The organism is Type-A symbiont of Plautia stali (assembly GCF_059731155.1).
In genome coordinates this window covers 2,816,266-2,841,134 of sequence record NZ_AP035891.1, presented here as the reverse complement: position 1 = coordinate 2,841,134, position 24,869 = coordinate 2,816,266, and the positions used below count along the sequence as shown (strand labels likewise).

At 47.0% G+C, this 24,869-nt stretch carries 11 protein-coding genes, 1 tRNA gene and 9 pseudogenes; 14 read left to right on the top strand and 7 right to left on the bottom strand.

Annotated elements, in window-relative coordinates; genetic code table 11:
• The first annotated feature begins 19 nt into the window (after positions 1–19).
• The 8 genes and pseudogenes from AC6I8M_RS15040 to lacD all read left to right on the top strand — a co-directional run bounded on the left by AC6I8M_RS15040 (position 20) and on the right by lacD (position 9,531).
• A pseudogene (locus tag AC6I8M_RS15040) lies at positions 20–1,517 on the top strand (sugar ABC transporter ATP-binding protein).
• Between the two features lie 50 nt (positions 1,518–1,567).
• Positions 1,568–2,500, top strand: coding sequence for an ABC transporter permease (locus tag AC6I8M_RS15035; RefSeq protein ID WP_498013821.1), 933 nt, complete (start codon positions 1,568–1,570; stop codon positions 2,498–2,500).
• Between the two features lie 42 nt (positions 2,501–2,542).
• On the top strand, positions 2,543–3,490 hold the full coding sequence (locus AC6I8M_RS15030) for a sugar kinase (RefSeq protein WP_010616165.1): 948 nt from the start codon (positions 2,543–2,545) through the stop codon (positions 3,488–3,490).
• Positions 3,491–4,159: 669 nt separating this feature from the next.
• Positions 4,160–5,074: pseudogene (gene pfkB / locus AC6I8M_RS15025) on the top strand (1-phosphofructokinase).
• 10 nt (positions 5,075–5,084) lie between these two features.
• Positions 5,085–6,461: pseudogene (locus AC6I8M_RS15020) on the top strand (PTS fructose transporter subunit IIC); the annotation flags it as partial.
• A gap of 63 nt (positions 6,462–6,524) precedes the next feature.
• A pseudogene (locus AC6I8M_RS15015) lies at positions 6,525–7,309 on the top strand (HPr family phosphocarrier protein).
• A gap of 246 nt (positions 7,310–7,555) precedes the next feature.
• Positions 7,556–8,491, top strand: a complete 936-nt coding sequence (locus AC6I8M_RS15010) for a hexose kinase (RefSeq protein ID WP_041387753.1) — start codon at positions 7,556–7,558, stop codon at positions 8,489–8,491.
• 53 nt (positions 8,492–8,544) lie between these two features.
• On the top strand, positions 8,545–9,531 hold the full coding sequence (gene lacD, locus AC6I8M_RS15005) for a tagatose-bisphosphate aldolase (RefSeq protein WP_498013481.1): 987 nt from the start codon (positions 8,545–8,547) through the stop codon (positions 9,529–9,531).
• A gap of 210 nt (positions 9,532–9,741) precedes the next feature.
• On the opposite strand, the pseudogene AC6I8M_RS15000 reads toward lacD, so the two are convergent.
• The 6 genes and pseudogenes from AC6I8M_RS15000 to gatZ all read right to left on the bottom strand — a co-directional run.
• Positions 9,742–10,065 (bottom strand): annotated as a pseudogene (locus AC6I8M_RS15000) (IS21 family transposase); the annotation flags it as partial.
• 972 nt (positions 10,066–11,037) lie between these two features.
• Positions 11,038–12,099: a galactitol-1-phosphate 5-dehydrogenase gene (gene gatD, locus AC6I8M_RS14995; RefSeq protein ID WP_058948795.1), complete on the bottom strand. Its 1,062-nt coding sequence runs from the start codon at positions 12,097–12,099 to the stop codon at positions 11,038–11,040.
• A 49-nt stretch (positions 12,100–12,148) separates the two neighbouring features.
• On the bottom strand, positions 12,149–13,522 hold the full coding sequence (locus AC6I8M_RS14990; protein ID WP_010616157.1) for a PTS galactitol transporter subunit IIC: 1,374 nt from the start codon (positions 13,520–13,522) through the stop codon (positions 12,149–12,151).
• Between the two features lie 4 nt (positions 13,523–13,526).
• Positions 13,527–13,811, bottom strand: a complete 285-nt coding sequence (gene gatB, locus AC6I8M_RS14985) for a PTS galactitol transporter subunit IIB (RefSeq protein WP_010616156.1) — start codon at positions 13,809–13,811, stop codon at positions 13,527–13,529.
• A 33-nt stretch (positions 13,812–13,844) separates the two neighbouring features.
• Entirely contained in the window at positions 13,845–14,303 is a 459-nt protein-coding gene (gene gatA, locus AC6I8M_RS14980; RefSeq protein WP_010616155.1) for a PTS galactitol transporter subunit IIA, read from the bottom strand.
• Positions 14,296–15,593, bottom strand: a pseudogene (gatZ, locus tag AC6I8M_RS14975) (tagatose-bisphosphate aldolase subunit GatZ). The gene gatA and the pseudogene gatZ overlap by 8 nt, the downstream one beginning before the upstream one ends.
• A gap of 267 nt (positions 15,594–15,860) precedes the next feature.
• On the opposite strand from gatZ, the gene AC6I8M_RS14970 reads away from it, so the two are divergent.
• The 5 genes and pseudogenes from AC6I8M_RS14970 to AC6I8M_RS14950 all read left to right on the top strand — a co-directional run bounded on the left by AC6I8M_RS14970 (position 15,861) and on the right by AC6I8M_RS14950 (position 23,110).
• Entirely contained in the window at positions 15,861–16,637 is a 777-nt protein-coding gene (locus tag AC6I8M_RS14970; RefSeq protein ID WP_010616154.1) for a DeoR/GlpR family DNA-binding transcription regulator, read from the top strand.
• A 711-nt stretch (positions 16,638–17,348) separates the two neighbouring features.
• Positions 17,349–18,627, top strand: a pseudogene (locus AC6I8M_RS14965) (MFS transporter).
• A 154-nt stretch (positions 18,628–18,781) separates the two neighbouring features.
• Positions 18,782–20,286, top strand: a pseudogene (gene xylB / locus AC6I8M_RS14960) (xylulokinase).
• Positions 20,287–20,470: 184 nt separating this feature from the next.
• Positions 20,471–21,943, top strand: a complete 1,473-nt coding sequence (locus AC6I8M_RS14955) for a TraI domain-containing protein (protein WP_318285123.1) — start codon at positions 20,471–20,473, stop codon at positions 21,941–21,943.
• A gap of 228 nt (positions 21,944–22,171) precedes the next feature.
• A complete protein-coding gene (locus AC6I8M_RS14950; RefSeq protein ID WP_010616151.1) occupies positions 22,172–23,110 on the top strand; it encodes a tyrosine-type recombinase/integrase in 939 nt (312 codons plus the stop codon).
• A gap of 244 nt (positions 23,111–23,354) precedes the next feature.
• On the opposite strand, the gene AC6I8M_RS14945 is transcribed toward AC6I8M_RS14950, so the two are convergent.
• A tRNA-Phe gene (locus AC6I8M_RS14945) sits at positions 23,355–23,430 on the bottom strand.
• Positions 23,431–23,623: 193 nt separating this feature from the next.
• On the opposite strand from AC6I8M_RS14945, the pseudogene AC6I8M_RS14940 reads away from it, so the two are divergent.
• Positions 23,624–24,725, top strand: a pseudogene (locus AC6I8M_RS14940) (methyl-accepting chemotaxis protein); the annotation flags it as partial.
• Positions 24,726–24,869: the final 144 nt, after the last annotated feature.

The following is a 24,869-nucleotide window of genomic DNA, read 5'->3' as shown; positions in this document are numbered from 1 at the left end:
ATTGCTTGTGGAAGATTAAATGACGGAACCCGTCCTGGCAGTAAGAGATATAGCCAAAAGTTTCGGACCAGTTAATGCCTTAAGAAATGTCAGCCTGAATATTCGTAAAGGAAAAGTGCATACGTTGCTAGGTGAAAATGGTGCCGGAAAATCAACGCTGATGAAAATTCTTGCCGGCGTTTACCATCCGACCAAAGGACAAATTATGCTGAATGGGCACGAGGTTCGTATTGTCAGTCCGAGCCATTCACGCGCACTGGGTATTGCCATTATTTTTCAGGAGTTAAGTCTGAGTAATAATCTGACAGTAGCAGAAAACATTTATGCTAATCATGAGCCATCACGATACGGATTTATTAATGACCGAAAACTGGTAAATGATTGCCAGAAATTACTTTCTGAACTTGGAATTAATGTAGACCCGCAACAGACTGTCGGGACGATGTCGATGGCCCAGCGTCAGTTGGTTGAAATTGCGAAAGCATTAAGCTACCCGGCAAAAGTGGTGATTATGGATGAACCGACATCATCGCTCAGCGACAACGAGGCCGAAATTCTCTTTAATATTATACAGAAATTAAAACGCCGTGGCACGGCGATAATTTACATTTCTCATCGCATGGATGAAATTATGCGAGTATCGGATGATATTTCCGTCATGCGTGATGTTCAGTATATAGCCACTCATCAAAAAGATGAGACTACGATTAAAAAACTGATTGCCGAAATGGTTGGACGGGAAATGGCTGATATCTACCCTCCGCGCATTGGTATGCCACTGTCCGGGGGGGCCGGCTGAATTATTTGCGGTCAGGAAATTGAGTCATCCCCGGTTATTCAACGACATCAGCTTTTCGGTACGGGCAGGGGAAGTGCTGGGTTTCTTCGGGCTTGTGGGGTCAGGACGCTCCGATCTCATGAAATCCATTTTTGGCCTTGAAAGCTATCAGGGAGAGATCCTGATTGACGGTGCGCCAGTTGTGCTCCGTAACCCCCGGCACGCAATTGAGCATGGGATTGCTTTTGTGACCGAAAACCGCAAAGAGGAGGGGCTGGTGTTGATGCATTATGTCGGTATGAATGTGCATCATGTGGCGTTTCAACATACTGGGTCAGCATTCATCAGCCATAAAAAAGAGCTGAAACAAACCATTCAGGCCATTCAGCGAATGAACATCAAGGTTAATTCTCCCCATCAGCTTGTCAGTACTTTGAGTGGGGGTAATCAGCAAAAGATCGTTCTCTCGAAATGGCTTGAAAAACTACCGCGTATATTGATCCTGGATGAACCTACGCGCGGTGTGGATGTTGTGGCGAAATTTGAGATTTACAACGTTATCCGGCAGCTCAGCGCTCAGGGAACGGCCATTATCCTGGTGTCTTCCGAACTCCCCGAAGTCATGGCACTGAGTGACAGGTTGATCGTGATGCGGAATAAAAAAATCGCTGCCACTTTTTCCAGCGCAGGTTTAACACAGACTCAGGTCATGATTGAAGCAACAGGAGTCGGACAATGAACGAAAAAGCTATTCACACTCCCGCAGGCGAACTCAAGGGGCACTCATCCATGGCTAAAATGATTAAACAGTACGGAGGGATACTGATTGGTCTGCTGGCATTAATCGTATTATTCACCCTGGCTAATGACAATTTCCTGACTGTGAACAATATCACAAACATAATTCTTCAGGTGTCGATTATTGCCATAATCGCTTATGGTATGACCTATGTGTTATTACTGGGCGATATAGATCTTTCAGTTGGATCAACGATTGCACTGATCGGTACATTTTCAGCTCTGGGGTTATCTTTTGGTATTCCTTTTATTCTTGTCCTTCCGCTCTCTGTTGTGGCAGCGATGCTGCTCGGCCTTATCAATGGAGGATTGACTGCGATAGCCTGTATTCCTTCTTTCATTGTTACGGTTGCGACTATGGGGATCTTCAGAGGGATTGCATATATTCTGACTGAAGGTACGCCGGTAATGATTAAAGATGATACGTTTCTTGCATTGGGGAGTGGTGTCTTTCTTTATATCCCCGTACCGATTTTGATCCTGCTAGTCTTATTACTTGTGAATCACTTCGTATTATCTAAAACCACATTTGGTCGTAAGATATATATCACCGGTGGCAACAGAGAAGTTACCATATATTCTGGTATTAATGTAACCACACTGAAGATTAAAGTTTTTATGATAACCGCAGTAATGGCAGGTATCAGTGGAATGATTCTGGCCTCACGCCTGTGTTCAGGGCAACCTAATGCCGCCCTGAGCTATGAGCTTGATGCTATTGCTGCTGCAGTTCTTGGTGGTACCAGTCTCAACGGTGGGTATGGTACAGTGATTGGAACCTTAATTGGTGCACTTATTATCGGTATTATCAATAATGGTATGAACCTGATGAATGTTCCCTATTTTTATCAGATGGTGGTAAAAGGGCTCGTAATTCTTATTGCAGTCTATGTTGATGTGAGAAATAAAAAGAAACGCGGATGACCGGGGCAAAGTTACCTATTAATTTAACTGAGGGTCAGAATAATGGAAAAGATTTATACCATCGGTGAAATACTGGTTGAGATTATGGCTGACAAGGTTGGACAATCCTTTTCCTCACCGGGAATGTGGCATGGGCCCTATCCCAGCGGTGCACCGGCTATCTTTATTGATCAAGTCACCAGACTTGGTGCGCCATGTGGAATCATCAGCTGCGTGGGGAATGATGGTTTTGGCAGAATGAATATTGAACGTCTGGCAAGCGATGGTGTTGATACGCGAGGCATCCGTATTTTGCCTGCTGATTCAACCGGAAGTGCTTTTGTTACTTATCATCCTGACGGTGAACGAGATTTTATTTTTAATATTAAAAACGCAGCCTGCGGGAAGATTTCTGCTGATGATGTCACTGAGGAGTTGCTTAAAGAATGCCGTTATTTCCATGTGATGGGATCATCCTTGTTCTCCTTCCCGCTGGTTAATGCTGTCAAGAAAGCCGCATCAATTGTAAAAGCAAATGGCGGTATCGTCTCCTTTGACCCTAATATTCGTAAAGAAATGTTAGATATCCCGGAAATGCGTGATGCACTGCATTATGTACTTGAACTGACGGATATCTTTTTGCCGAGTGAGAATGAAGTTACGCTGTTGTCTTCACAGATATCAGAGAACAAAGCGGTAGAAGGCTATCTGAATAACGGTGTCAGGGAAGTAATCATCAAGCGAGGGAAGCAAGGGGCCAGTTATTATTCACCTGCCGGGACTTATCATATCAGCGGCCATCAGGTAGATGAAATCGATCCTACCGGTGCGGGGGATTGCTTTGGCGGCGCTTTTATTGCCAGCTGCTCGCTGGGTTACGGTGTTGAGCAGGCACTCCGTTTCGCCAATGCGTGTGGCGCAATGGCTGTGACACGTCGGGGCCCAATGGAAGGGGCCTCTACCAGGGATGAAGTGACTGCTTTTCTGGAACATCATGATGTTTCAGTCTGAGAGCTGTTGCCATTTTCTGTCATGAGCAATCTTTTAGGGGATTGTTCATGGTCTGATCCCGAAATGCAGCATCTCTCTTTGCGGGCGAAAATGCAGGCTGAAATAATTTAAATCACCGGTAATCAAACGCTTGAGTTATTTAATTTATATTTTAGTGTCATTTACAAATGAAAGTTAACTATATTTTTGTCTTTCAATTTGAAGGGTGTATTCCTGAACTGTGCATTTGATCACAAAAAAAACTCCTCTGCATTGATACATTTATTTCTAAATGAAGATTTGTTGCTGATAACTTATTTTTAGGAAGTGAATGATATGAGGACCGTCTTAACTGAGAGCATTTTGCACCGGTGCCGGGGAAGTGGGAGGTTCATCATCGGCATTCATGTTTCGGACAGTGAATATGCGGATATGAGCATTAACTTCCGGGATAGTTGCGTGTCAGTTATTTCTGTACGGGATCCTGAAGTTCTTTACAAATGGGGCTCACCTAAGTGGAACACGGGATATCTTACATACTGGTATCTAACGTTCCTGAGAAAAATTGTAACGCGATCACCCGTAGCCCTTTTGTCAGTCCTGCCAGCATTTAGAAAGTTAACCTGCTTATTTGTAAATTTACCCTGCTGCCAGAGCTGCTGCTCTGGAGAATAAAAGAGGTACGCTACTGTGATTTATACACTGACACTAAACACCGCAATAGATATGAATATTTCGTGCGATCCTGTCACTCCTTCCGTTGTTAATCGTGCTCACCATACTGAATATTGCCCGAACGGAAAAGGTGTCAATGTTGCGCGTGTATTAGGTCACTTCAATTAGCCTGCACATATTATGGGGATTTTCGGCGGGTTTACTGGCCGTTATATTGTGGAAGAACTGCTTAAGGAAAAGTTTAAAGTGATTCCCGCATGGGTAAACCAGCCGACAAGGATAAATATCATTATTAATGACGGGAAACATGAATACAAACTGCTTAACCCGGGAAACCATGTTGATGATGACTGTAAGCTCCAGGTTCTCCATCACCTTGGCTGTCTGAACGAAGGAGATAAACTGGTTATCAGTGGCAGTCTCCCTCCCGGGATTGAAAGCAGTTTTTACGATGAAATACTCAGCGTTTGTCGGGATAAAGGCTGTGAGGTGATCCTTGACATCAGTCATCCGGTATTAAAAGAACTGATTAAACAGAAACCGTTACTGATCAAACCCAACGATGATGAACTTGCGGAGATCTTCGGACTTGAAGTTGGAACTCGCCAGCAGGTCAGAGAAGCGATGACCTCTCTTCATAAAGCAGGCGCCCGTAATGTTCTGCTGACCATGGGCGCGCGGGGACTCTATTTTTCTGATGGCACCGATATCTGGTTCTGTACGGCACCTGAAATTGAACTGGTCAGTTCAGCCTGTGCCGGAGATGCTGCTTTGGGAGCATTTTTAAGCGTCTGGCTTCGGGGTGGTGACGTTAGTGAGGCGCTCAGATTGGCCAGTGCCACGGGAGCTGATGTGGCAGCTTCGCCAGGACTCGGAACGTTTTCCCGGGTGGAGCAGTTAATGACGCAGACAGAGACCGTCAAATTATAAGAGGCAAATCATGAAAAAAGTCATTGCGGTAACCGGCTGCCCTACCGGAATCGCCCATACTTTTATGGCCGAAGAGGCATTAAAGACTGCAGCAAAAAAACTGAACGTTGAAATTAAAGTAGAGACTAATGGCGCATCAGGTGTTGAAAATGCAATTACACTTGGCGATCTACAAGATATCTATGGGGTTATTATTGCCGCGGATAAGGATGTGAATGCAGATCGCTTTAACGGTCTACCGGTCATTGAAGTTCCTGTTAAAGATGGCATCCACCACCCTGAGGAACTGATAACAAAAGTCATTCAGGGGAACGCCCCCATACGTAAAGGTTCAGTCACGGCATCAACTTCTTCGGGCGAAGTACAGGCAGAACAGGGGTCATTCGGACGCCAGTTTTATAAACACCTGATGAGTGGTGTATCCAATATGCTTCCCTTTGTTGTGGCGGGGGGGATATTAATCGCCATTTCTTTCCTCTGGGGAATTTATTCGGCCAACCCGGAATCTCCGCAATACAATATTATTGCGGCAACCCTGATGAAAGTCGGGCAACAGGCGTTCTCTATCATGGTTCCTGTATTTACCGCCTATATTGCCTACTCAATTGCAGGACGCCCGGGCATGGTGGCCGGATTTGTCGGCGGATTACTGGCTAACGTGACAGGAGCTGGATTTCTTGGCGGTATCATCGCAGGTTTTGCTGCGGGTTACTTTATGCTCTGGGTGAGGAATCTTCTGGGACGACTTCCCCGACAGTATGAAGGTCTGAAGTCTATTTTTATCATGCCCTTGATCGGTGTACTGGTTATTGGTGTCATGATGATCCTGCTCGGTCAGCCCGTGGCGGCACTGAACAACGGAATGATGCACTGGCTGAGCTCTCTTCAGGAGGCCAATCCCATTCTGTTAGGCATTGTTGTCGGTGCGATGTGCTCGTTTGACTTCGGTGGACCGGTGAATAAAGCAGCGTATGTGACCGGAACACTGTTGTTAGGGCAGGGGAACGACTTCTTTATGGCCGGCGTTTCTGCTGCGTGTATCACTCCACCTCTGGTTATAGCCCTCGCGACAATCTTCTTCCCGAAAGGATTTACCGAAGAAGAACGTACAGCGGGTATGGTGAACTATATTCTTGGTTGTACTCATATCACCGAAGGCGCCATTCCTTTCGCCGCCAAAGATCCGCTGCGGGTTATCCCGCTGATGATGATTGCATCTTCTGTATCGGCGGTACTCAGCTACAGCATGCAAATCCAGGTTCCGGCACCCCATGGTGGATTCCTGATCCTTCCTCTGGTGAGTAAACCCATCATATGGGTGTTGTGTATTCTGGCAGGTTCAGTATGCGGCGCAGTTATGCTGGGAGCGCTTCGTCTCTGGCAAAAAGGTAACCAGACGACTCCTGTTGTACCAGAGCCAGTGCAACCTGTACCGGCGGAGAAAAATGCCATTAATCTGACAACCGGGGACATTTTCTTTAATCGTGATGTGAGCGTAAAAGATGATGCTCTGATGCAGGTGGCTAAAGCCATGGAAGATGCGAAACTTATCAGCTCTGAATATCTGATCGGAATGCGCGACCGTGAAGCACAGATTAGTACGTATCTTGGTAACGGTATTGCCATTCCCCATGGTACGCCACAAAGCCGCCATGCCGTATTAAAAACAGGTGTGAAAGTCATGGTATGTCCCAGGGGATTGACTGGGGAGAGGGTCAGACAGCACGTCTGATTGTCGCCATCGCTGCCCAAGACAATGAACACCTTGATATTCTTCGTCGTCTTACGCATGTACTGAGTCATGACGGAGTTCAGGAAGCCCTTGAGAAAGCATCTGATGCACAGGACGTACTGAACATTCTTGAAGGAAAAATCCCAGATAGCCACCCACAGGATAAACAGGAGCAAATCAGTCAGTGTGATGCTGAAGGAACTTTCACACTCACCAACGCCCATGGCCTGCACGCTCGTCCCAGTGCGCTGCTGGTTAAAACCATTAAACAGTGGCAGTCAGATATCCGCGTTGAAAATCTGGACACACAGTCGGGCGTAGTGGACGGTAAGAACCTGATGAAGGTGGTCTCTCTCGGCGCTAAAAAGGGACATCGCCTGCATGTTATGGCAAAGGTTCCTGACGCGCATGAGGCGATTGAGGCTATCGGTGCAGCGTTTGACGCTGGACTGGGTGAAGGGAGTGACTCAGAACATCAATCTCCCGACGCCCGGGTTCATTAGCGGACAGATGTACGATAATAACTTCGCTCTGGGTCTCAGAGCGAAGTTATCGTTCCCATTGCGAGTTTGCCTGGAGTACAGCTTTTCTTTCGCACTCTGAGTGAAGTGACGGGTTATGATACGAGAATTAGAAAGTTAATGAAGTGTTTCGAAAATGCTTTTTGTAAGTTTTTTATTTTCGATTCATTTTCTATTGTTTCGCTTGTATAATGCCAACCATTACAATTACTTTGTGAGGTGGTGACAATCATTCTTACCGTTACGATGAATCCTTCTGTAGATATCTCCTACCCGCTAAAAAAACTTGAACTCAATACCGTTAACAGAGTTTCAGATGTCAGAAAAGAAGCTGGAGGGAAAGGGCTCAATGTATCGAGGGTCATAAAACTGGCGGGAGAGGAGGTAATGGCGACTGGCCTCATCGGAGGAACTTTGGGAAAATATATCACCAGTCATCTTGATGACGTGGGGATTGAACATTCTTTCCAGCAGATCGCCCAGGAATCCCGTAACTGTATTGCTATATTGCATGAGGGGCTGCAGACAGAAATACTCGAGTCTGGCCCGGTAGTGACAGAACAGGAACAGTTCATCAGACACTTCACCGGTTTGCTTGATCAAGCTGATACTGTCACGCTCTCTGGCAGCCTGCCGGTAGGCGTTCCAAAAGATTTCTACCAGACACTGATTCGAATCGCCCGTAGCAGGAATAAAAAGGTATTGCTCGACTGTTCTGGTGAGTGCCTCAAAAGAGCCACAACCGGACCCGAGCTTCCGTATTTAATCAAACCCAATCAACAGGAACTCGAACAAATCACTGGCCTGTCATTTGATGCAGATTCGCCGGGGACGTTTATCGAGATGATAAGCAGCCATAAAGAACTGCAGGAAATACCCTGGATTGTGGTTTCCCTTGGAAAGAACGGGGCTTTTGCCCGCATTGAAGGACATTATTTCACAGTTCGGATCCCTGAAATTAATGTCATTAATGCTGTGGGATCCGGAGATTCAACCATTGCTGGCCTTGCTGTGGGTATCAGCAACCATGACTCACCGGAAAATATTCTCAAGCGCGCCATGGCATTTGGAATGCTGAATGCCATGGAACCTCAGACGGGATGTATCAACATGAAACATTTTGAGCATCTGTTTAACAGTATCTCTGTTGTTCCCTGTCACTGATTATTGAAATCATCGTTCCTGACAGAACGTTTTGCAAAAAAGGTAGAGTAAAGATGACGAAACTGACTGAACAAAAAAAACAGGCCATGCTCAGATTATCGAACGAGTCTGGTGTGATAGCTGCGCTGGCCATTGATCAGCGCGGGGCGTTGAAAAAGATGATCGCGGCTCATAAATCGCAGGGTGCTGAGGATAAAGATATCATTGACTTCAAAACGCTGGTATCAAAAGAACTGACCTCTTATGCTTCTTCAATTCTTCTTGACCCCGAGTATGGACTGCCGGCCGCAGAGGCGAGAGCCGGTAATGCAGGTCTTTTACTGGCTTATGAAAAAACGGGATATGATGCCAGTAAAAAAGGCCGTTTGCCGGATTTACTGAACGTCTGGTCGGCAAAGCGTCTGAAAGAGGCCGGAGCTGATGCGGTAAAATTTTTGCTTTATTATGATATTGATGAAGAAGCGGAAATTAATGATCAGAAGCATGCGTTTATCGAACGTCTGGGCTCAGAATGTACAGCAGAAGATATTCCTTTTTACCTCGAACTGGTTTCCTACGATGCAACTAATGCCGATGCCGGCAGTAAAGAGTATGCGAAAGTGAAACCGCATAAAGTTAACGAGATGATGAAGGAATTCTCAAAACCCCGTTATGGTGTGGATGTCCTGAAAGTAGAAGTTCCTGTCAATATGAAGTATGTGGAAGGGTATGCTTCTGGTGATGAATATATTTACACTAAAGAGCAGGCTGCCAGGTACTTCAAGGAGCAGTCTGAAGCCACACCATTACCCTTTATTTTCCTGAGTGCAGGTGTCAGTGCCGAACTTTTCCAGGAAACGCTGCGCTTTGCTAAAACAGCAGGCTCAACATTCAATGGTGTATTATGCGGTCGGGCGACCTGGGCTAATGGTGTTGAGCCTTTTATTACTCAAGGTGAGAGCGCTGCCAGAAATTGGCTCGAAGCACAGGGTAAGAACAACATCAATGAGTTAAATGAAGTACTGAAAGAAACCGCATCATCGTGGTTTGATAAAGTGTAAAGCTCCCAGGCAATTTCACGAAACGGCCCTTCAGGGCCGTTTTTATACCTGCACAAACACTATTTCCTGCGAAGATGCTCAGCAACCGGTTGGATGTGCGATTAATGCTACTTATGGGAAGATCGCATCTGTTACCCAACTATAAGGTTAAACCTTGTGTTGATTCCAGAAAACATCTCATGTGCTTTAATTTTATCAAAAACATATCGTTTGAGGGATGGCGAGTGTACGTATGAATTCTCTCAGAATAGTCATACCACCAGAATATCCCTGTCCTGCGATCTCACGGCTGATAACCGTTGCAGGGATTTTATTAGAGTGGACAACGACAATGCGCTGACGAATATAGTCCCGGGATTCATCCAGTAGTGAAGGGGCTGCTGGACGTGGCGTATATTATGGTGGTGCAGGCTGCGCCCGCAAATAACACTTCACGGGATTACAGGGAGATACCCAGATCTTTTGCGATCGCCGACAGCTTATACCCTGCGTGTACAGGATTTTAATTTCTATAACTGTCTCAAAAATGGCCATAAGCTCCCGAATCAGGAGAGCAGATTAACCCCAAAAGCTGATTTAAGGCGTCGGATCTGGATCACTTACGCACCTTACGAGACATAAAGGATATAATATCACTTCGATTGTGCTGTGAATTTTTAAATCTGAAGAAGGACAAGCTATGGGTAAATTATTATAAAATGAGATTACTACGTGGTTTCCAAAACTATAAACTAATAAATGATCAGGAGTTATCCGAAATATCTGCAAAAACATGAAATTGAAGACAGCCGGCTTCGACTACCACTGGTATGAACGGAAGTTCTCAGAGACCAGAGTGGGTTGTGTGCCTTTATTGAGCCTTAGGAATACAACCTGCTATTCAGGTTTTTTGTGTTCAAATATAAACATTATAATTTTCATTTATGACTAATAGCCCTCCTTGGGATTAATGCTTTCGTCTTCGCAGCATATCCTGATACAGGGTAAGACGCTACAGTTATATGTCAACACGCAAGAGAAATACAGTTTTTAACGATAGTATTCCTCATTAGTCTGCAGTTTTATACAGGCATGATATATGCTATTCAGCATTGATTCCAGTTGATTACAGTTTCTCTTTGGCAATTCTTCCTGAAGCCATAAGATCTCTTTATGGACAATTTTATCAAAAACTTTACTTTTTTTGGTTTCACTCAGCCAGGTGGAAATATGCTTTTTTTGTCCGGAGGATGTTGGTGTTGTTGCATTTTTTTATACAGAAGAATGGAAATAAGTAAACAATAGTAAAAATCGGTTATGGTAGCTAAATGTTGAGTGTCCAATATTCACCTCCTGGGATAATAAGCGATACATAAAAAAAAGGGGCAGAAAGAGCCCCTCAAACAGGAACACTATGTTCCCACTTCCACGTTCAGAACTTTATTGTTATATTGAAGCAATATAATTCAGATAATCACAGTAGACGGAAAATTTCAACACAATAATATAACTGACCACGCAGACAGATCATGCCTCCGGAATACTGGTTGTGAAATCGAGCATGATTTTTCCGTTCATGGGTTTACCATTAAGCGCGGTGACCGCATCTACATAAATATCTGTATTTCCCTGAACGGCAATCAGCGAAGCAAGATCAATTTTTCCGTCCTGGAAGAGCTGTGTTGCCTGCTTCCATTCCACCCCTGGCCACTCGCCGGAATAGTTCATCCAGCTGCCGAGGATACGTAGTTCCTTACGCAGAATAAAACCAAATGTTTTTTCCGGAACTGTCAGGTCATTGTGTAGTGTACCAATGAGGGCAATCTGCGCCTGGGGACCAGCAATCTGAATGGCCAGTTGTACTGTCATCGGATTGCCTGCAGTTTCCAGCACCAGTTGGTCAAAGCGGCGTTCGTTGAGCGCTTTCCCAATCTCTTCTGCGGACATTTCCGCGCTGTTATAAGTGTAGGTGGCACCGATTTTTTTCGACAGTTCAAGCCGTTCAGGGTTAATGTCAATGGCGGTTACCGACTTCGCGCCCATCGCTGCGGCACATTGCATAGCCAGCAAACCAATGGTGCCGGCGCCAATAATAATGACCTCTTTACCTTCAACACCACCGGCCAGTTCCATTGCATGAAGGCCGACGGTCATCGGTTCGAAAAAGGCCCCCTCGGTAGGAGTTGTGCCTGCGGGTAACAGAAACAGGTTTTTTCGTGCCACTACGATATATTCGCAGTTACCCCCGTGGATTCTGGAACCAATAAACTGATAGTTTTTACACTGAGACCATAGCTGACGCTCACATTCAGGGCAATTAAAGCAGGGTCTTAGAGGAACGCAGGAGACAAGATCGCCTTGCTTCAAATCAGTGACACCGGCGCCGATTTCTTGAACGATACCACTGAATTCGTGGCCGAGAATGATAGGATAGAAATGGGAACCGTTATGAAAAATTCTAGGGATATCTGAACCACACAGTCCAGAGCAACAGACTTTCACCAGAACATCATCAGCGGATTCAATCTGGGGCATTGCCTTTTCTTCAACTGAAACGCTGCCTCCGGCGTTAATCACCAATGATTTCATATATTTACTCCTGATATTAAAAGGAGGGTTGCCCCTCCTTATTAAAAATTTATTTCACCTGCGGGGCGGAGCCATCTACCGACAGAGCCTCAGACTTATCTGCCCGGCGAGCTCTGTTCCAGGTCAGTATTAATCCCAGAACATAGACGATACCAATAACGGTCAGACCAAGGATGTTCTGCCAGGTTAGCAACTGAATTAACAAATAGGTAATCGGTGAGCCCCCCTGGTCCATCGACGCCACCTGACCTCCGGCTTTCAATGCACCGGCATTGGCAGCCAGTTGGGTATGGAAAACAATGGTTTGCGTGGAGATCCACAGCGTAATCCCCATAATAATGACGCCGGAGATGATTGTGCGGAACAGGTTCCCCTGATGTACTGCGACTGCCATGGCCACGAAGAAACCAATCGTTGCCAGATCACCGAAGGGCAGAACTTTATTCCCGGGCAGCAGAACGGCAACAAGAATGGTCAACGGGATGAACAGCAGACTGGCCGATACCACTGATGTGTGGCCCAGTAGCAAGGCTGGATCCAGACCAATCAGAAACTCCTGACCGCCAAACTTCGCCTGCAGGCGTTTACGTGCCTGTTTAGCAATAGGGTTGAGACCGTCCATAATGGGCTTGATAACACGTGGCATCAGCAGCATTACCGCTGCGGTCTTAACTGCCAGTTGCAAAACGCCTTTGGCGTCATAGGAAGCCAGCAGACCAATCACGATCCCCATGATAAAGCCGACAGTTACTGGTTCACCAAAAGGACCAAATCGCTTCTGCACATCATCAGCACTGAAATGTATACGCTTCAGGCCTGGTATTTTGTCGATGATGGTATCCACCAGAACTGCAATGGGCCCCATATAAGCAGAGGTTCCGTGCGGGATGGCGATCCCTTCAAGGCCAAAATAATCACGTGTGTCACGAGAGAACCAGTCACCCAGGTTGAAAACCAACGCTGCGTGAATCACAACGCCCAGTATTCCGAGCCAGTACGAACCTGTCGCAATATGAACCAGTGCGCCGGTGAACGTCATATGCCAGATGTTCCAGATGTCCACGTTGACTACACGGGTCATTCTGGTAACTAACATCAGAATATTCACACCAATGGCTACCGGAATGGCGATCAGAGCAATTTGTGATGCCCAGGTCATAGGTGCCGAACCTGGCCAGCCCACGTCAACCACTTCGAGCCCAATCTGGAAGTTTTCGGCCATGGCTTTTGCAGCGGGACCGATGGAGTCCAGCATCAGACCGATCACCAGACCGATCCCGACGAACCCTATACCGATATGCAGGCCGGATTTGAATGCGTCCCCGATTTTCATTCCCAGTGCGACTGAGAAAATAATGATCACGATCGGCAGCATTACCGTCGGACCAAGATCGAGGACATAACGCATGATGTCAGTAAACATGCTGTCACCCCTTGAGGATTGCCAGAATTTTAGCCTGCAATGCGTCAATGCCTACACCTGAAACAAATGGCATACCGTGAACTACCGGAATATCGCCGAAGGTTCTGTCCACCTTTGCGGTGGTACAGATTAAATCGACGCCATCCATATATGTTTCAATTTCATTAACGCGACATTGTACAATTTCAACTGTAATGCCGTTTTCTTCACACAGATCTTTAATTTCTTCTGCTGCCATAGTGGATGTTGCTACAGCACCGCCACAGGCGACAATGACTTTACGTTTCATTTGTTTCTCCAGTACATAGGGTACAACTTATTATCAGGCGACTGCTGCCAGAATATTTTCATGGAAATAGTTTTCTATCTCCGTTTCTTTAGCAAGCAGCAGCCCTTCTATAAATTCGTTCTGCTGCAGTTTGCCAAATAGTGTGCGTAATAATTTCAGTTGTTCCTGGGGGTCTGTCACAATCAGGGCAATGATCAACTCTGCTGCAACCTGCCCGTCATCATCCGCCTGTGAAAAAGGTACCGGGGCCGACGGCCGGATCAGATAGATGGCCGGCTCTCTGGCATGAATTGCTTCACAATGGGGAATGGCAACAATATGTTCTTCAAGGGCAATCCCTGTCGGATAAGTTGCTTCACGCTCCAGCAGTGCCGCCGGATAGGTGTCCTTTACCACGCCTTCATTCACCATTCTCTCCCCGATATGCTTCAGGACTTCTGTGGAATCGGCGAAATTCAACCCTGAAGCAACAAAAAGCCGATAGTTATGCATTGGACACCTCTTTGTGGGGGGCTGAAACAGAGGGTTCGCAACCAAAGGCATAATCGCGAAGCACATCCTGAATCTTGTCAATAATTAGCGGGCGTGGTTCTGAAAGGAGCGTTCCATTAAGGACGCGTTCAAACTGCTTAGGTAAGAACTGACTGAGAAGACCGAGCGGGATATCAGTATTGTCGAGGTTGGCAAGCAGTTTATCCACAGCAGCGCTGATTCGGGGATTCGGCCAGTAATAGCGGATACGATCTGACAGACTATAGTGAATATCGACCATCGCCTGGGAGAATTCAGGGCGGTAATATTTTTTCCAGTAACCAGGCTCATCAAGCATGACCTGATCAATAATCGCCAGTACCTGGCTCTGGTCTTCCGGGAAAACGAGCTCTTGCTCAATTTTTGCGAGAGCAAAAATGGCTTCACGTAATGCAAACGTAAGTGCCGGGCCTACTTTCAGAATGGCGAAATGGTCCTTCACCAGCGCGCGATAGGCTGCCCGGGTCTGATAATCAGTCGAATGCGCTTCATACACAATTGGCGTGTTTTCGATAAAACGGCTCAGATCAGTGGCTTTGGACGACTTGTAATGAATCACACTACTGTGGTCGAACTCCACTCCAGGCTGAACAACCAGACCGATGATACGATCGATCGCCTTATCAAGTCCTGCTTTCAGAAATGCATCGTGGTGAACCTGAATGGTATACGCGGCATCCTGAGGACGGGTAATATGAACCTCATTTATAGCGGAAGCCTCACCACCCGGAACCGGAACTTCCGTCCCAATAACATAAGTCAGGTTTGCCTTTTGCTCTGCTGTAGCTATGTCTTCGGCAACCCGGCACAAATCAGCAGCCCGAGCGGCAACCACTTCCGGCGGAAGTGGAACAGGATCTCCTGCGCAGGACATCGACGCATCCAGGTGAATTTTACTGAAACCTGCCTGAACATATTCCGCAATTAAGACCCGGGATTTTTCCATCGCCTGTTCAGCTGGTTCATTCTGCCAGCAGTTTGGTCCGAGATGGTCCCCCCAAGGAGCAGACGTTCTACAGGAAAACCAACTTTCGCCGCAATGCCTTTGACATAATCGCGGAAATCCTCCGGTTTCATGCCGGTATAGCCACCATACTGATTCACCTGATTTGAGGTAGCTTCGATTAATACCTTTCGTTCAGTATTGAGATCGAAACGCAACGCGGCCTCAATAACCATCGGATGTGCTGAACATACGGAACAAATACCAATATCAAGACCTTGCTTATGTTGCTGGATTAAATGCTTCATGACGTCCTCCTGATGTATGCCATAAACTATCGTTTGTTTTTCGTATTCATGACAAATTCTTTCTTTTTGTTGTGTGATATCGATCACTCAAAATGTATCGTATCATTTCGTTATCCTTTGAATTTCTTTGTTTTATGGTGAGCACGGGATCAAGCATGTGTTTGATGGTATTTGGGGTTATTAATACCCAGATCGCAACAACAGACTTTATCTTTTACTTTCTGTACCTTTCGAATTAGTATGAGCAGAACTTTCAGGGGAGAAAAAATGAACACTTTTGATAGACGTAACTACATAATGGAACTTGTTAACACTAAAGGAAGCGTACTGGTCAGTGAAATCTCTTCTGAAATGGAGGTTTCAGAGGTAACCATCAGAGCCGACCTGCGTTTACTGGAAGAGCGGGGACTACTGTCGCGTTTTCATGGTGGTGCAGCAAAACGGAAAGATTCCGGGCTGGAGCCCGCGGGTAATAAAGAACTCAATTTAAATGATAGGTACAATGTAGCGGCAGATCCTAAGCGGCGGATTGCAGCCGCGGCAGCAAATCTGGTGCGTGAAGGCGATACCATCATTCTTGATAGCGGTAGCACGACAAAACTACTTGCTGAAGAGTTGCTGGGTCGTACCAATATTACGGTGATTACTAATAATCTGGCTGCAGCTTATGTGTTATCAGAAAATAAAGACATAACTCTTGTTGTCTGCGGAGGGACACTGCGGCACAAAACTGTCTCGCTGCATGGCTCTCTGGCGGAATACGCGCTGAGGGATGTTACTGCAAATATTATGTTTGTAGGCGCGGATGGCCTTGACGGACAGAACGGTATTACCACGTTCAATGAGGGCTATGCCATCAGCGCTGTGATGGCTTCTGCAGCTAATCAGGTAGTTGTGGTGACAGATTCATCTAAATTTAGTCGGAAAGGATTCAATACGGTTTTACCCATTGATCAAATTGATATGATAATTACCGATTCAGACGCACCGGATCCCCAGATTGAACATTTCAGGAAAAATGGAATGAAACTCCTTTTAGTATAATTATTTTCTGATATTTGATCTTTCAAGAATTTTGCTTGTATTCATCTTCTCCCCTGCTTCCGAACTCTCCGGGACACATCCCGGAGCATTGAATTCCATCAACAACTGTATTTTGTGTATTGAGGTGTTATACAACCTTACCCTACGTCAACGTCATCTCTGTGGCGTCAGTCTGGATCCCCTATCCTCAGGACTGTAGATGTGTACGAAACAAGTATTATGGCACCTATCTCCCTTCCAAATTGACCTCCCGCTTGCCCTGGCATGTTTCAGCATCAGCTCATGGTATATGTGAATTTTTCTTTGAAAGAATAAGAAAATATTCGTCGCAACACGAAGAAACATGAAAGAGATCACAAAATCATGTCTAGTCGTTTGTCATGGAATTTACACTGTTTTTTCCTGATGTTAACAAAACGGGTCACTTAACGTTGGATTAACCCCAGATTTAGAACACCCGGTTGGCGGATGCCACGTACCGAATTAGGAATGAATCGGAAGATAATGAAACTATTGATTTTCCTGCAGATACATTGCAGGTAACTGCGTTTTTACGAAGTCGGTGCCCAAAATGGTATGCAATAAACATGGGCCCTGTTAACAGTCCTGTTTTGGTATGTAAGAAGCAAAAGCAGGGTTAGTTACCTCACTGGTAATGACGTGTGATGCAGTCCTGTACTGGTATAACTCATTATCAGCAGTCGAGAGGGTATGCGAAGCATGAAGTATTTTTATGGGTTTCCACTGAGTTTTTTCTGGGGATACGTTGCAGTTGCGGTCTTCATGACGGGAGATGGTTTTGAAATGGCATTCCTGTCAAAACACATCGTTGATCTCGGCTTCACGCCGTCTCAGGCAGCTATGGTCGTGACCATTTACGGGCTGGCCGCAGCAGTTTCAGCGTGGGCTACGGGCGTTATTGCTGAACTAATAACACCACAGCGTGCAATGACTATTGGATTTATCTTCTGGTGTATATTGCACACGCTTTTCATGCGTATTTGGTCTGGGGCAGAATAATTACCCTATGATGCTTCTGTTTTATGGGTTGCGCGGTCTGGCATATCCTCTGTTTATCTATTCATTCGTGCTTCTTCTGGTACAGAAATTGCCGTCTAAACGGGTTGCGGCTGCAACTGGCTGGTTCTGGGCCGTGTATACGTTGGGCATGGGGGCGGTTGGCAGTTTCCTGCCGAGTCTGACGATACCTGCATTCGGGGAAACGGGAACACTCTGGTTCGCGATGTTATGGGTTTTCACTGGCGGAATTATTGCCATGTTGAGTCTGAGAAAAATAGAGGCTGACAGGTCAAGAGTCGGACTGCCATTTAATAAAAAAGTTGAAGAGATGACGCGTGCGGTGACTATCCTTTTCAGCAGCAAAGACATTTTCTTTTCATGCATTCTGCGCATGGTGAATACCATTTCATATTTTGGCATACCTGTAATCATGCCGATCCTGTTCGTTGACCGACTCAATTACACCGTTTCTGAATGGCTCCTTGTCTGGACGGTTTATTCTTTCATTACAATCTTTACAAATATTTTCTGGGGCATAGCTGGAGAATATCTGGGCTGGATGCGTCAGATAAGGTGGTTTGGCTGTCTTGGGATGGCTCTTGCTACGTTGAGTTTCTACTACATCCCGGTAAATGCAGACCATAACCTCTGGCTGGTACTGCTCCCTGCCGTCCTGATGGGGATAGCCATCGCCGCTTTCGTCCCGATGACCTCCGTATTTACGACTCTCGAACCCAACCATAAAGGCGCAGTTCTGTCTGTTTATAACCTGTCCGCTGGTCTGAGTAACTGTGTCGCCCCGGCGATTGCCTTTACCCTTTTGCCGTTGTTTGATATTGCCGGCGTTATCTGGGCTTATACCGGCCTGTACCTGTTTGCCGGGATGCTGACTTTCTTTATCCGGGTCGAACAGTTTACCGGTGAAACAAAGCAAAGCAACGCAGTACCATCTGCTGAAGCGAGTGACTGAGCACGAAGGGAAGCTACGTGGTCCCCGTTAGCGTATCAGCTACCTGAATCTGTGTTGAACCGCAAAAGCATTCCACCGTGAGTACTGCATTTACTTAACAGAAGCCTTAGCAGAGTTTTCATAAAATAATTTTTTAATTTACGTCGGAGAATCTATGTTTTTGGGAATTGATTGCGGTACTCAGGGAACAAAGGTGCTTTTGTGGGATGATGTGAACCAGGAAGTTCGGGCTGTCAGTTACCATGTTCATCATCTGATCAGCGAGAGGAAGGGGCAGAAAGAACAACATCCCGGTGACTGGCTGTCCGCCATGAAACAGGGAATCCAAGCGTGCTCTCCGAGTCCGGAATCAGTCCATTAAAAATCAGAGGTATCGACGTATCCGGACAGCAGCATGGACTGGTGCTTCTGGACACTGAAGATGAGGTGATCCGACCAGCAAAGCTATGGTGTGATACAGAATGTGAAGCCGTGCTGAATGCATTCCTTGATGAGTACAGGTTGATCTACGGGAAATGTTTGACTTCTGTTATTGGCATTCAGGTTCCGGTGGCATTTACACTCGGCAAACTGTTATGGGTTAAAGAACATGAAGAACCTAACTTCAGGCAAATCCATAAAGTCATGCTGCCTCATGAATATCTGAACTTTTACCTTACTGGTGAGTTCAGGGCTGAACCCGGGGATGCATCCGGGACCGGCTATTTCGATACCCGTCAGAGAACCTGGTGTTTATCTGCATTGGAGTTGGTGGAGACTGATTTTGTTCACAAACTGCCTGAAATAATTAAGTCACATGAGGCTCACGGCCGACTTTCCGCAGACGCGGCACAGTTTCTGGGACTCCCCGCCGGAATCATTGTTTCCAGTGGGGGGGGCGATAATATGATGTCAGCAATTGGTACAGGAAACACTGAAACAGGCCATGTGACCATGAGCCTGGGGACTTCTGGTACCTTGTCGACCTGCCAGCCTGAACAGGTCGACTGCACAGGGTTTGAAGATATCAATACCTTCTGTTCGTCGACCGGCTACTGGTTGCCGCTTATCAGCACGATGAACGTGACTAATGCAATTAACACTTACAGACAACTGATGGACATCGATATCAAAGATTTTGAAAACGATCTGATGGCCAGCAAACCCGGCGCGGAAGGGCTGTTTTCATTTCCATGGCTGAACGGGGCCCGTCTGCCTAATCTACCCGGCGCACATGGGGAAATATCAGGCATTACCATGGTTAATTTCACTAAACCTCACTTGCTGCGTTCCGTCGTTGAAGGCACAACCTTTAACCTCTGCAAAGGTATCGACATTTTTAACGCCAGGGGACTCAGATTTGACAGTGTCAGCGTAATAGGTGGTGGAGCAAATAGCAAGACGTGGTGCGGTATGATAGCTGATATAAGTGGGCTCACTGTTAAGCGTCCGCTTATTCCTGACGCTGCGGCACTCGGTGCGGCAATACAGGCACACTGGTGCCACAGTAATACCAAAAGCGAACGATTTGTTGAGATTGCAGAAGTGATGCCAGAGCTGATTACAACGCATAAAGGGGAGGTATTTGATCCCGATCCAACTATCCACAAGAGATATCAACAGATTTATCAGGAGTATCACGCTGAAGTTGATCTGCTCAAAGCCCGCTATATGAACTGAGTCTGCTATTGCCTTATGTTATCGAGTTGCAGTTTATTGACGTCGCTAATTTATTAAACAGAAAAAAGGGAAGCATAAAGGGGGAACGAAACCACGAAAAACTTCTGAGGCTGAGTAACTGGTTTTTTATGGTGAATAGCAGGGCGTATTACAACACTGGATCGCCCTATACCAGGAGAACATTATGTTCGACAGAATCAGGATTTTGATCTCTCTGTTTTCAAAACTAGAGTCAGCGTCAGAAAGTTATTCACCTGTTGCCGCTCCAGCCGGCTACTACGCACCGCGTACAATCGACGTGGTGTGCCGCAGTCCGCTAAGAAAAAACTGCCTGCAGCAGATATGGGAAAATAGCTCTCTGCCCGCAAATGTTTATCAGCGACTTTACATAACTCCACTTCATGGTCTATTGACAAGAGTACAGAATGTGCCGGCAACAAAGCAGGGAAGGTGGTCGCAGTTAGACGGCTTCGGAGACCTTACGCTGCAGTTCACAGCCTGTGCGGTCAGACTGGCCAAAGGATACATGTTTCCACCCGGAGCTGCGCCAGAAGAGCAGGCAGAGCAAAACGTAATGTGGAATGCGGTGATTTTCTGGTCTGCACTGTCCTGGCATTTGCCACTCCTGGCGTCTCTGGAGGGTGAACTGCTTGACGGTAAAAGCTGGCTTCCGGGAATAACCGTTCCGGAATCGCCTTATCGATTTCGTTTCAGGGGGGCTCAAAACAGGTCTGCTTTCGCGGCTCTGGCTGCAGGGCAGCTTATGCCAGAAGAGGCGATGAGTTGGATAGCAGAAAATCCGGAGGCTCTGGGCAATCTGGCCGGGTCCTTATGGAACCAGCATCCGGCAATGCCGTTGATCCGAAGCCTGATGAAACAAGCAGCTGAGAAAACAGAGTCTCCTCTGATGGAGAGGAAACCTGCGGAAATTTTAAGTTCTTATGCAGGTGAAATTTCAGAAAATACAGCCCTTTCAAATGAGGGGGGCGCTACGGTTTTACCTACAGATATGTTATCTGAACAAACAGCTCTGAGCGGGGCAACTGATCCATCTTCCCCTGAGATCTTTACACTTGCCACAGGTATTGATAACCCCACTCAACTCGGTGATTCACTGGTTAAAAGCAGTGAAGAAAACGAAGAAGAAAGTGCTTTAAGCGGAATTGTAAAAAGTACTGGCTCTGACTCTTTACCCTATGAAGATGATGCTGATGCTCTCCTGTCTCTTTTCGACATGTCAGGAGATGCTAAAGCTTCAGAAAATGAAGGAGAGGTTCAGGCAGACGTGTCCGTAGTGATTGCAGAGGAACAGCAATCGTCAGAACCCCTTGAAAAGAAAGAAGACCCCGCAAATGAAAAGGAACCGTCTGCAAAAGGAAACTCGGACTATTCTCAGATTGCAATTGTTAACAAATGTGATGAAAGATCAGATTCCGTACCCGTAGCAGTCTCCGGTACTGACGTCGCGGAAGGAGAACAGTTTTTTGATTGGCTCCGGGAGGGACTCAATCGGGGAGATATTAGTTTTAATGGTAAAGCAGACAAGATCCATGTTATTGCCGGCTATGTCTTTTTACCCGTCCCCGGTATCTTTTTCGACTACCTTAAGGCCACTGGTTCGACTATTCAACGGAAAAGCATTCAGGCTTCTTTTTAGCGACTTAACTTGCATAAGCGTCGTGATAACAGGAGATTTTATTTTGCTCAGCTTTACGATACACCCGACAAGTCCGGGAGGTTCAAACGGGTAAAAGGCTACTTGGTGAAAAGCAGGCGGGTATACAGAAAGACCATCCCTCAGGACAGTCAGTTCATTTTGTTCCCCTGACCACAACGTCGGTCTGACATCTGGTGCGTTACTGTTACTAAGAGAGGAATAGAAAAAATGAACGAAAATAGTGCTGACTGGCTCTGGCAGGAACTTATGGATGAGTACTTTTTCTGTAAATCGCTGCGCGAAGATACCGAGTGGAGTTATAAGAAGGTTGTTCGTGGTTTCAGGAAGCATATCGGGGAAGCCTGCCCGCCTTACGACATAACCAGTCGTGATGTGCTTGAGTGGCGAAGGCATGTGCTCAAGAAGCAGTGCCTTTCTGCACATACCTGGAACAATAAGGTCAGCCATATGCGTGCCCTTTATAATTTTGCCATCACTTCTCAACTGACGAACTTAAGTAAAAATCCTTTCAATGGCGTATCGGTCAAACAGGACAAGAAGCGTAAAAAAACTCTGACAAAAAACCAGATGACAAAAATCTGGCTAACTATGCAGCAATTTGCTTCTGAACCCAGAACCGAGTCTAAATGCGCCCTGAGGCCAGTATGGTATTGGCTGACAGTCCTGGACACGTTGCGTTACACCGGGATGCGGCAAAATCAACTGCTCCATATACGTCTAAAAGATGTGTGTCTTGACGATGGGTGGATTGAATTAAGAGCGGAAGGCAGTAAAACGTACCGGGAGTGGCGGGTTCCCGTTGTCAGTCATTTACGACCGAGACTGGAAGCGTTGCTTCAGCGTGCAAGGGACTGCGGTGCCGGCAATAATGATTCGCTTTTTCACTATGAGCGGTTTGCCTCTTCGCCTGCAGATTGGGCGTCTCTTTCGGAAAAACCATCGCTGCAACCGTTACGCTCTTTTTTTCGCAGGCTGTCAAAAGAGTGCGGGTTTGATGTTTCTCCCCACCGGTTCAGGCATACCCTTGCCACGACACTGATGAGCTCGCCTGAACGAAACCTGCAACTGGTTAAGGGGTTGCTTGGGCACCGCAACGTGAGTACAACAATGGAATATGTTGATATCAGTATGGATATTGTGAGCTAGGCGCTGGAAAAGGAAATGGCACTTTACACCGATAAGGCTGAAGAGATGTTTTAGAATGGTTGACATTCAGTCACGTCATTGTAATTATTCACAGTGATCGAGAAAAGGGAGCCTGTTACAGCAGGCTCCCTAATCGAGAGAGTAACTTCTTGATGTATGCTGATGTGAGGATCAACATCAACAAGTACCACTCCCGTTAAACGCCCGTCAGTTTTCTCACCTCTGACCAGCGTGCTTCGAATAGTGGTGCCCGGAGGCGGAATCGAACCACCGACACGGGGATTTTCAATCCCCTGCTCTACCGACTGAGCTATCCGGGCAACGGGGCGCATTAAACCTTACTCGCGCCGTACCGTCAAACGCTTTTCGGTAAAAATCAGCTGACTGCTGCCTTTTGCAGCAAATGCCGGACCAGATGGTAAAAACCTGTGCAACCGCGTTATTTAGTGGTGAATTTTTAGCCACCCACGCCGATAACCATGTTGACATCCCATAACCATAATAAGGTCCACCATGTTCAGCACTATTACATCGGGTATCCTGTCGCGCCTCGCGTGGCAGAAACGCAGTCACAGCAGCGCAACACTCAGTTCGCTGCAGGAGGTCATCGCCATGGTTGAGTTTACGCCTGATGGCCACATCCTCACCGCCAACGCGCTGTTTCTGGAGCGCATGGGCTACACGCTGGCAGAAATTATCGGCCAGCATCACAGCCTGTTCTGCACGCCGGATATGGTGCAGTCACCGCAGTATCGTGAGTTCTGGCAGCGCTTGAATCGCGGCGAAGGCTTCAGCGATAAGTTTTTGCGCGTGGCGAAGCACAGCCGTCCGATCTGGCTGGAAGCCAACTACGTACCGGTGCAGGATCGTCACGGCCGGGTGATTAAAATCGTCAAGCTGGCGAGTGATATTACCGCGCGCATCATGGATGCGCAGGAGCAGAGCGCCATGACCACCGCCATTGAGCGCTCGATGGCGGTGATCGCCTTCAACCTCAAAGGCGAAGTGCTGATGGCCAACGATAACTTCTTCAATACCATGGGCTATCGCGCTGATGAGATTATCGGTCGCCATCACAGCCTGTTCTGTCCGCCCGGGATGCGCACCAGCGAGGCCTATCGCCGCTTCTGGCACAAGCTCAATCAGGGTGAATATATCTCCGGCCAGTTCGAGCGCGTCAATAAGCAGGGCAACACCGTCTGGCTGCGCGCCACCTATAATCCGGTGTTTAACAGCGCCGGCGAGCTGTACAAAGTGGTGAAGTTCGCCACCGACGTTACCGCGCAGGTGGAAAAGAACTAGCTGGAGCGCGAAGCAGCGCAGCAGGCATGGCAGACCGCTCTGCATACCAGCGAAAGCACGCAACAGGGTGCGGCGGTCATTGAGAACAGCGTGCAGAATATCAATGCGCTGGCCAGCGAGCTGCACGGTATTTCTGGTGATATCAATGATCTGAGCGACTCTTCCGATCGCATCGGCGCCATCGTGGAAAGTATCCGCCGTATTGCCGACCAAACCAATCTGCTGGCGCTCAATGCCGCAGTGGAAGCCGCGCGCGCCGGTCAGCATGGCCGCAGTTTCGCCGTGGTCGCCAACGAAGTGCGCACCCTTGCGGCGAACATCAATCGCGCCACCAGCAAAGGGGCCAATATCGGTTTGCTGACGCTTGCCCGTGATGTCAGTGAACCGCTGGAGTATGAACTGCGTCCGCTGCCCGCCAGCGGCTACGCCACGTTTTGGCTTAAAGCCACCATTCACC

Coding starts and splice junctions, on each gene's coding strand:
- AC6I8M_RS15035 (WP_498013821.1), top strand. CDS start 1,568: ATGGCTAAAATGATTAAACAGTACGGAGGGATACTGATTGGTCTGCTG.
- AC6I8M_RS15030 (WP_010616165.1), top strand. CDS start 2,543: ATGGAAAAGATTTATACCATCGGTGAAATACTGGTTGAGATTATGGCT.
- lacD (WP_498013481.1), top strand. CDS start 8,545: ATGACGAAACTGACTGAACAAAAAAAACAGGCCATGCTCAGATTATCG.
- gatD (WP_058948795.1), bottom strand. CDS start 12,099: ATGAAATCATTGGTGATTAACGCCGGAGGCAGCGTTTCAGTTGAAGAA.
- AC6I8M_RS14990 (WP_010616157.1), bottom strand. CDS start 13,522: ATGTTTACTGACATCATGCGTTATGTCCTCGATCTTGGTCCGACGGTA.
- gatB (WP_010616156.1), bottom strand. CDS start 13,811: ATGAAACGTAAAGTCATTGTCGCCTGTGGCGGTGCTGTAGCAACATCC.
- gatA (WP_010616155.1), bottom strand. CDS start 14,303: ATGCATAACTATCGGCTTTTTGTTGCTTCAGGGTTGAATTTCGCCGAT.
- AC6I8M_RS14970 (WP_010616154.1), top strand. CDS start 15,861: ATGAACACTTTTGATAGACGTAACTACATAATGGAACTTGTTAACACT.
- AC6I8M_RS14955 (WP_318285123.1), top strand. CDS start 20,471: ATGTTCGACAGAATCAGGATTTTGATCTCTCTGTTTTCAAAACTAGAG.
- AC6I8M_RS14950 (WP_010616151.1), top strand. CDS start 22,172: ATGAACGAAAATAGTGCTGACTGGCTCTGGCAGGAACTTATGGATGAG.